The organism is Hydrocoleum sp. CS-953, assembly GCF_002260545.1.
Lineage (GTDB): Bacteria > Cyanobacteriota > Cyanobacteriia > Cyanobacteriales > Microcoleaceae > Trichodesmium.
On sequence record NZ_LGSU01001257.1, the window covers coordinates 1 to 8,664 of the forward strand.

Sequence of the window (8,664 nt, forward strand, 5' to 3'; positions counted from 1 at the left end):
AAAATATATAATGAATAACCCAAAAGAAGATTATAGAAAAACGTTTCTAGAATTAGAAAAAGCAGCATCCAAATTTTGGCCTACAGAATTAGCTGAAATGGAAGCAGAGTTAAGCATAATGCCATTGTTGTTAAAAACACAAGAGCAATTTATTAAAATTTTAAGCATTGATGTATTAGAATTAGAGGACTTATTTACAATAGTCAACTCTTCAACTTTGTCAGGAAACTTATTTGTTAAGCATTTAGCTATTATGGCTGACTTTGGAGGAGAAATGCTTAAACGTATAAGTAGAGAGTTTAAAAATTTATTTCCTAATGAAGAAATGAAATATTACTGGAAAAGTAGTCAGCGCATTTATAAGTTTCAAGCCTTACCTACAAAAACTTTAAGTAATCAAACTCTTAAAATTAATGGAAAAGACCTTTTTGTAAAACATTCTTTAGATGAAAGACAAAAAGATGCTATTGCGCTTCTTTTATTTGGAAGTTCCTATAGCAATGCTAATGAAGAAATTGCTTCAATTTTAGCAAGATGTGAAATTGGTGATTATTTGGGTAAACCTAGTGAATTAGATAGTTTTATTAAGCAGCGATATATTTGGGTTAGTCGTATTACAGGAGGTGCAAAATCTAATGCTTTAGGTCATCTAGCCCAAAAATTTGTTGCTCAGTACATAAAAGATGAAATTGGAATTATTGGAATTGAAGTCAAATCTGATGCTACCTTACCTAATGTAACTCATACTGACCAAACTACAGGACGCTTAACTTCATTTGATATTATAGTCACAAAAAACCAGAAATATGTAGCTATAGAAGTAAGTTTTCAAGTAACTACTAATAGTGTTATTGAACGTAAAGGAGGACAAGCAAAAGCTCGTTATGAACAAGTTGAAGCAGCAGGTCACAAAATTGCTTATGTTATAGATGGAGCAGGAAACTTTGAAAGACAGTCAGCCTTACAAACAATTTGTTTGCATAGCCACTGCACTGTGGCATTTTCTAAAAATGAGTTGTCAATTCTTTGTAATTTTTTGAGAGATTACTTAGAAAACAATAATGATTGAAAAAAAAGGATAATTTACATAATATTTATAACAATTATAAAATGACCAAAATTAGTTTTATTGACTTATTTGCTGGTATTGGTGGAATGAGATTAGCTTTTGAACAAGCTGCCGAATATTTAAACATTGAAACTGAATGTGTATTAAGTAGTGAAATAAATCCTGATGCTGGTTTGGTTTATGAAAAAAATTTTGGTAAATATCCTGTAGGAGACATCCGCAAAATTGAAAAATTACCACCCCATGAAATATTATTAGCAGGATTTCCTTGTCAATCTTTTTCTTATGCTGGAAAAAAAGCTGGATTTGGAGATACTAGAGGTACGCTTTTTTTTGAGATTACCAGATTAATAGATACATACAAACCCCAAGGTTTTATCTTTGAAAATGTCCGTGGTTTGCTGACTAATGATAAAGGCAGAACTATCGAAACTATTAAACATGAAATTAAAAGTAGAGGGTATAATTTTGAGATATTTTTATTGAATAGTGCGAATTTTAATTTACCCCAAAATCGACTCCGGGTTTATATTGTCGGAGTTTTAGATAAAACACCAAAATTTAATTTAATTTCTGACCCCGGTCCGAAAGATTCTCATTCTTATCAACCGCAACAATTATCTTTATTTTATCCTCAGAAAAAATCTATAACTGTGGCAGATATTTTAGAAGATAATCCAGATGAAAAATATAATTGTTCGGAAAAATTTGTGGCAGCATTAAAAGAGAGATTAAATGGAAACTTGGATAAATTACATGGTATGAGATTAATTGATTATCGGGGTGGAAATTCGATTCATTCTTGGGAGTTGGGATTAAGAGGAAAATGTAGTGCTGATGAAATAGAATTAATGAACCGTTTGATTTTGAAACGGAGAAATAGTCAATTTGGGAAACATCAAGATGGTAAATTGTTGAGTCAGGAACAAATAGCTAGTTTTTTTCCTCATCCTCAGTTGGATATATTGCTCAATTCTTTAGTTAGTAAAAATTATTTGCAAATAGTCGAGTCAAAATATAAGCCAGTGGCAGGTAATTTTTCTTTTGAAGTTTACAAGTTTTTAGACCCCGATAAAATTTCTGTAACTTTGGTGGCAAGTGATGCTAATAGATTGGGAATTTATCATCAAAATAGAGTCAGAAAAATTACTCCGAGGGAAGCTGGGAGATTACAAGGTTTTCCAGATAATTTTATTTTGCATCCTGACAATAATAAGGCTTATTATCAATTGGGAAATTCTGTAAGTATTAATGTAGTTAAAGCNTTTATCATCAAAATAGAGTCAGAAAAATTACTCCGAGGGAAGCTGGGAGATTACAAGGTTTTCCAGATAATTTTATTTTGCATCCTGACAATAATAAGGCTTATTATCAATTGGGAAATTCTGTAAGTATTAATGTAGTTAAAGCCGTTGCTGAAGAATTGTTATTGAATATAATTAACTAGCTATTAGCCTTTTGAGCTTGAGTTAAAAAATAATCCATGATATAGCAATCCTAAGTAGGTTATAATATTTTATCGTAGGGGTTTGGTCTCCAAACCCAAGCTCATAATGGATTTGAAAACCAAACCCCTACAGTTTTTTCATAAATCATTTCTTAACCCAAGCGCATATAGCAGTGAGCGCTCAAGTATTTACAACCCCCAGCTCAAACTGCCTTTTAAAAAAGGTGTACAAAAAATAATCTATAAATATGCCAGCGCACATTGCTATAAGGGATTTGGAAACCAAACCCCTAGAGTTTTTTTCATAAATCATTTNTAGCAGTGAGCGCTCAAGTATTTACAACCCCCAGCTCAAACTGCCTTTTAAAAAAGGTGTACAAAAAATAATCTATAAATATGCCAGCGCACATTGCTATAAGGGATTTGGAAACCAAACCCCTAGAGTTTTTTTCATAAATCATTTCTTATGGCTATTATGTTATAAAATTCTGGTTAAATTAAAAGGATAAAAATCATGGAAAATTCTCTAGAATCAAAAGCAGAACAATTAGCAGTAATTCAAGAAAATGCAGAAAAAATAACAACAACTGCCTCTGAAGGATATAAACAAATTGCGGAAAAAGGTACGGTAATAATTTTTAGACAATTAGAGGGAAATAGTACAGTTTTAGCAGACTGGCAAGTGAAGTTTAAACCTATTAGTCAAATCCCATCAATAATTACTGATTGGCAACAAATGGGTTTAGAAAAATTGATGAATAATTATAATCCAGAAGTAGCAGTTGTTTGTACTTTTTTATATCCCAATGGCAGCCATACCAGTTATCATTTTGAAATGGAATAAATCTTGAGTAGGGAAGTGTGGGAAGTAAGGAAGTGGGGGAGTAGGGAGGTGGGGGAGCAAGGGAGAATTAACAAAGCCAGATAGGAAAGCCGTCGGATTGGCGACGGACAGAAGTTGTTTTTGTACCGGGGATTAGAGCAACTCTCCAAAAACATTTCGCCTGGCTACAATAGACATCTCCCTTAATAAAAAATAAAATCAATTATCTCACATAAATTATCAATTCTTTCCCCCTACTCCCTACTCCCTTAATAAAAAATAAAATCAATTATCTCACATAAATTATCAATTCTTTCCCCCTACTCCCTACTCCCTACTCCCTGTGCTAATAACTATAAAAGGAAAACCGAACTTTTTGTCAAGTTTTCCGACTATAAATAGATAAATAATCATAGCTACAATGAAATAGAAATCATAAAAAACCAAAAACTACCAGATAATATAAATAGCAACCATTAGCCTTGAAAGGAGGCACCCTTTATGAACTTAGTAAAAACTGTTGCTTTATTAGGTATACTTAGTGCCCTATTAGTTACAGTTAGTTATTGGTTAATAGGTGGCACAACTGGTGCTACAATAGGTCTACTTTTAGCTGCTATAATGAACTTAGGTTCCTGGTTTTTCTCAGATAAAATTGCTCTGGCAGCTTATAATGCTCAACCAGTAAGTCAAGCAGAAGCACCTGGAATATATGAAATCGTAGAAAGACTTTGCGATCGCGCACGTCTACCTATGCCAGCAGTTTATATTATTCCTACTGCTTCAGCAAATGCTTTTGCTACAGGCCGTGATCCCCATCATGCAGCAGTGGCAGTCACAGAAGGTATTATGAGAATATTACCAGAGGATGAACTTGAAGGAGTTATTGCCCATGAACTTAGTCATATCAAAAATCGTGATACCTTTACTCAAGCGGTAGCTGCTACAATAGCAGGTGGAATATCTTGGTTAACTCAAATAGCTAGTTATTCTATGTGGTTTGGTGGGGGTTCGAGAAACGACAACCGAGCTAACCCAGTAGTCATGTTATTGACTATTATGTTAGCTCCGGTAGCTGCAAGTATTGTGCAAATGGCAATTTCTCGGACTCGTGAATTTGCTGCCGATGCGGGAGCTGGTAACTTAACTGGCAACCCCCGCGCTCTAGCTCAAGCTTTGCAAAGGTTAGAGCAGAATGCCCGACAAATGCCATTAAATGCTAATCCTGCTTTTGCACCATTATTAATTATCAATGGATTTTCTGGTAGAATGATGGCGAATTTATTTTCTACCCACCCATCCACAGAAGCAAGGATTGAAAAATTGTTACAATTAGAGCAAAAATTATTGGGATAAGTTAGAATTTAGAATTCAGAATTCAGAATTCAGAATTTAGAATTCAGAAGTTAATTTATGACTGTGAATAAGTTTGAGAACTGAATGCTTATAGCTATAGCTATATAATGTAAATTGTAATCAGTAAATTAGTAAAATTAGGAGCAAAAAATTATGACGGAACAAAATCAGCAAAAAGAAGGAGCTATTGTAGAAGTAGAGCAAGAATCAAATGCAATTACCTCTACTACTGGAAGTAGCAACCCTCAGCAAGAAACCCAAGAATTGATGGAGGCAATCAAAAGATTGGCTCAGTCAGAAATGGAAGCTGCAGGAGAGTTTACCCGTGATAGTTATATTCAAGCAGTAAAACAAGCAAGGGAAACTATCGAACGAATTAGACTTATCGATCCCCAGAAAATAGAAGAAACTGGTAAAAAGATAGAGAAAGATATCGAAACTAACTGGGAGACAGCAGTGAAAGAAGTCCAGGATTTTGGCGATCGCTTAGTTAAAGCAGGTCAAGCAGCTTGGGATGTGTTGACTAAACCTAAAGAATAATTCTCCAAATCAGGGTAGGAGTCAGGAGTCAGGAGGACTGAGTCAGGAGAAACGGGAATTATAGGGGAGCTAGAAGAAAGAATTACAAGAGTGATTTTTCCGCCATACTATTGCCCAAAATGCTAACTTTTTGAGCATTTTCAACTGAAAATCAGGCACTTTTTTCGACCTAAAAAGGTTACAGTCTTTACCTGTAAATGGTTTGAGATTTAATCAGCAAACCCTAATTAGTAGACAACAGTAGGGACGTTCAATGGAACGTCCCTACAAGGTTTTGGTTGTTTAGTTATCTATCACGCCAGCATTTACAGGGGTTTTCATTTCGGTAGACCACAGTAGTAGCTAGCTTGAAAATGTGGCGTTGGTGAAACACGGTATGATTTATTGTCCGGATAAGAGCGCAAACAAAAAACTTTCTCCCTCTACTATTCTTTCTTCTTCTTTCTTTCCTCCTGACTCCGTACGGACGTTGCGTAACAAAAATGCGTTTTCCGTTCCGGAATGCTCCGCAAACATGTCGCGTAGCAAAACGTCCCTACCTCCTGACTCCTAAATAATTAAGATTAGTATCATACATGCTCTTCACCAACGCCGAAAATGTGAGTTGAAAAAACCTAACCCCCCAACCCTCTTCCCTGCTAGCGTTGCAGGAGAGGGGCACGGGGAGAGGTCTTCGGTGATTGGCTCCTTACCCACAATTTTCGCGAATCACCCCTACTGACTTGCGCGTGTAGCATCGAAATTTTGAGCCTATAAAATCTTACTTTTAACTTTTGACTTTTAACTTTTGACTTCAGTGAAACGCTATTATTCCTGCATCCCTTCGTAAAGGAGTCTCGTCAACAAACGGATACCATCGCTTTCTTTTAACTCTGCATAAGACGCGGGCGGACGTTTACCCATGTCTCGGAGATCGGAAAATAGTTCTAGGTGAAACTGACAAGTAAAGGAACGCCTAATTTGCTTGGTTTCAAAATCTTTGTAGTTGATACAAGTACAAGAGCATTCCGTTAAAATTTCACCACCTTCAATTTCTGTAGAAGCTAAAATTTATACAGAATAAGGCAATCTTATAGCAACAGCCAGGGCGATTAGGACATAGACTGATGATGAATCAAAGACCACGGAAACACTTTTCCCACTGTTCCCTGTTCCCTGCTATAATAGCCAAGCAAGAGGACTATTTGCTATGAGATAGCGATAAGGAACTAAAGCATCGTGGAGCATCATGTATGCCCAGTTAGCAAAAAGGACTGCTTCTTCATTTACCTCATCAGAGTGGAACATAGCAATATNCTGTTCCCTGTTCCCTGCTATAATAGCCAAGCAAGAGGACTATTTGCTATGAGATAGCGATAAGGAACTAAAGCATCGTGGAGCATCATGTATGCCCAGTTAGCAAAAAGGACTGCTTCTTCATTTACCTCATCAGAGTGGAACATAGCAATATTGATATCGTTCTCATATTGGAGAATCATAGTATCAATAACTCCTGAAAACTCATCCGCCATTACATCGTGAGCTTTCAGTAGTTCTATAGGAATTTTTGATGTTTTAGGGCTGGGGGGTTCATAAGGCAATAAATAGCGATAGAACTCCGTTCCGCTTCGCGATCGCCAATTTCTTTCTCTTCATTACGGACTACAGCAAATTGTGGGTCGTTCCATCCTTTAGCAACTACCCTACTAGACTGACACACCTTAAATGGTGCAATAAATGTAGGTTGGGTTGAGGAACAAAACCCAACAACAGTCCTTCTCCCGTACGGACGCCCTNTAGGTAGGTCTTCTCCCACAGCACTAATTTTTTTGCAGACATCCTGAATGAAAGGTAAAGCATCTCCTGTCTTATCATTTTCCAAAGATTCTATACTTAAAACCTCTGCTACTGCTTTACGCAATAAGCGCACATGACATTCTGCTGCTAATTGATAGCCCAGGCAAATCATAATCATAGGGCTAGTACAGGGATTTCGCGACAGCAGCAAAGCCTCTACGAGAGAAAACATATCATCGCGAGAACAGTTGGGATGAGTCCATTGAGCAGGATCGTCAACGGACGTACCCCCTCCTTCTATTACTATCGCCATACTGGAGGTAAGAATTGGAACTACTAGATCCAGGTCTATGATACCAGTTGACCAGGCTGGAAACAATATTGAGTCACATATTGTTTGAGTCATAAAGGCAAGGTTTTTGGAAGCTCGTACTTCTTCACCTTGGTTATTGATACCGACGTGTTCCCAAGGTTCAATAATGGTAATAGCGTTCCGGAATAGTTGAGGATGGGTAGCCAAAAATTCAAAATCTTCACGGGTTGAAATCACCTTCTCTAGAGGTTGTGCGTATCCCCATTCAAATTTACCATCCTCAGAAAATACTGGTTTTTCCACCATTGGGTCTTCTGATTTGCGGTCTGCTAAAAAACGGCCTCACAAAATATGTATTGAGCTTACATCCGAACCGTATTCGCTGATGTAACCAGGCGTTAAGCGCCAATTAGCTGTTGTCATCTTTATTCTCGATCTATAGAACCCCTAAAGGGATCTATTTAAAAACAGAGGAGAGAGATGGGGAGATGGGGAGATAGGGAGATGGGGAGATAGGGAGATGGGGTGTATTAGATATCTCCCACTCATCCAATCCTCAAATCAATTATCACCCATTTTTTATCAATTACTTCTCCCTATTCCCTATTTTCTGGAGATATAGCAATTCCCAAGAAGCGTGAGGTACAAAATTCGTTTGTTTTAGGGAATAGGTATGGAGGGAACAGGTATGGAGGGAATAGGTATGGAGGGAATAGGTATGGAGGGAATAGGGAATGAGGAATCAGGAATAGAAAAGAAATTAAAGAGCTTGTGTACCTCATAAGCTTGAGAAACGNATAGGTATGGAGGGAATAGGGAATGAGGAATCAGGAATAGAAAAGAAATTAAAGAGCTTGTGTACCTCATAAGCTTGAGAAACGCTATACCAAATGGCTTCTATATCCAATTAACCGGATTTGATATCACTACTTATTCCCATTGCTATTGATTATAATTACCGAAAAATTAAGGTACAAAGCCTCTCCATTCATAGAGAAAAAGCGGTCGAGACTCTCTATTTTATGTTTTTCGGAATGATTTTTTTCAATATGTACATGGCTGCTGCCACTCAAACTAAAAACCTATCTCTTTCTAATCCTAGAGATGTTGCTAGCTTAAGAACAGCAGCAATCACGTCTTGTGGGGTGACAATGGCCTATCAAAACGGACAACAATCGTACCAGGTACTCAAGAATATTGACTTGACAGTACAAAAGGGGGATGTCCAACTATTGATGGGGCCGTCCGGTTCTGGTAAAACTACCTTGCTGTCAATCTTAGCAGGATTGTTAACACCAACATCTGGCAGAGTGTGTCTCTTGGGACAAGAAATTACCAAA

8 protein-coding genes are annotated in these 8,664 nt (G+C 37.0%); 7 read left to right on the plus strand and 1 reads right to left on the minus strand.

Annotated elements, in window-relative coordinates; genetic code table 11:
* The 6 genes from AFK68_RS21800 to AFK68_RS21820 all read left to right on the plus strand — a co-directional run.
* On the plus strand, positions 1-1,069 hold a 1,069-nt coding region (locus tag AFK68_RS21800; protein WP_371357493.1), incomplete at its 5' end, for a hypothetical protein.
* A gap of 41 nt (positions 1,070-1,110) precedes the next feature.
* Positions 1,111-2,333 (plus strand): DNA (cytosine-5-)-methyltransferase (gene dcm, locus AFK68_RS21805; RefSeq protein WP_256386622.1); only part of this gene is annotated, 1,223 nt, incomplete at its 3' end.
* Positions 2,334-2,360: 27 nt separating this feature from the next.
* A complete protein-coding gene (locus AFK68_RS42260) occupies positions 2,361-2,516 on the plus strand; it encodes a DNA cytosine methyltransferase (RefSeq protein WP_256386623.1) in 156 nt (51 codons plus the stop codon).
* Between the two features lie 514 nt (positions 2,517-3,030).
* Entirely contained in the window at positions 3,031-3,360 is a 330-nt protein-coding gene (locus tag AFK68_RS21810; protein ID WP_094675031.1) for a hypothetical protein, read from the plus strand.
* Between the two features lie 480 nt (positions 3,361-3,840).
* Positions 3,841-4,695, plus strand: a complete 855-nt coding sequence (locus tag AFK68_RS21815) for a M48 family metalloprotease (protein ID WP_094675033.1) — start codon at positions 3,841-3,843, stop codon at positions 4,693-4,695.
* Between the two features lie 153 nt (positions 4,696-4,848).
* Positions 4,849-5,235, plus strand: coding sequence for a hypothetical protein (locus tag AFK68_RS21820; RefSeq protein WP_094675035.1), 387 nt, complete (start codon positions 4,849-4,851; stop codon positions 5,233-5,235).
* Positions 5,236-6,548: 1,313 nt separating this feature from the next.
* Here the strand turns inward: AFK68_RS21820 and AFK68_RS21830 are convergent.
* On the minus strand, positions 6,549-6,815 hold the full coding sequence (locus AFK68_RS21830; protein WP_143438129.1) for a hypothetical protein: 267 nt from the start codon (positions 6,813-6,815) through the stop codon (positions 6,549-6,551).
* A 1,426-nt stretch (positions 6,816-8,241) separates the two neighbouring features.
* On the opposite strand from AFK68_RS21830, the gene AFK68_RS42265 reads away from it, so the two are divergent.
* Positions 8,242-8,664 (plus strand): ATP-binding cassette domain-containing protein (locus tag AFK68_RS42265; protein WP_246844340.1); only part of this gene is annotated, 423 nt, incomplete at its 3' end.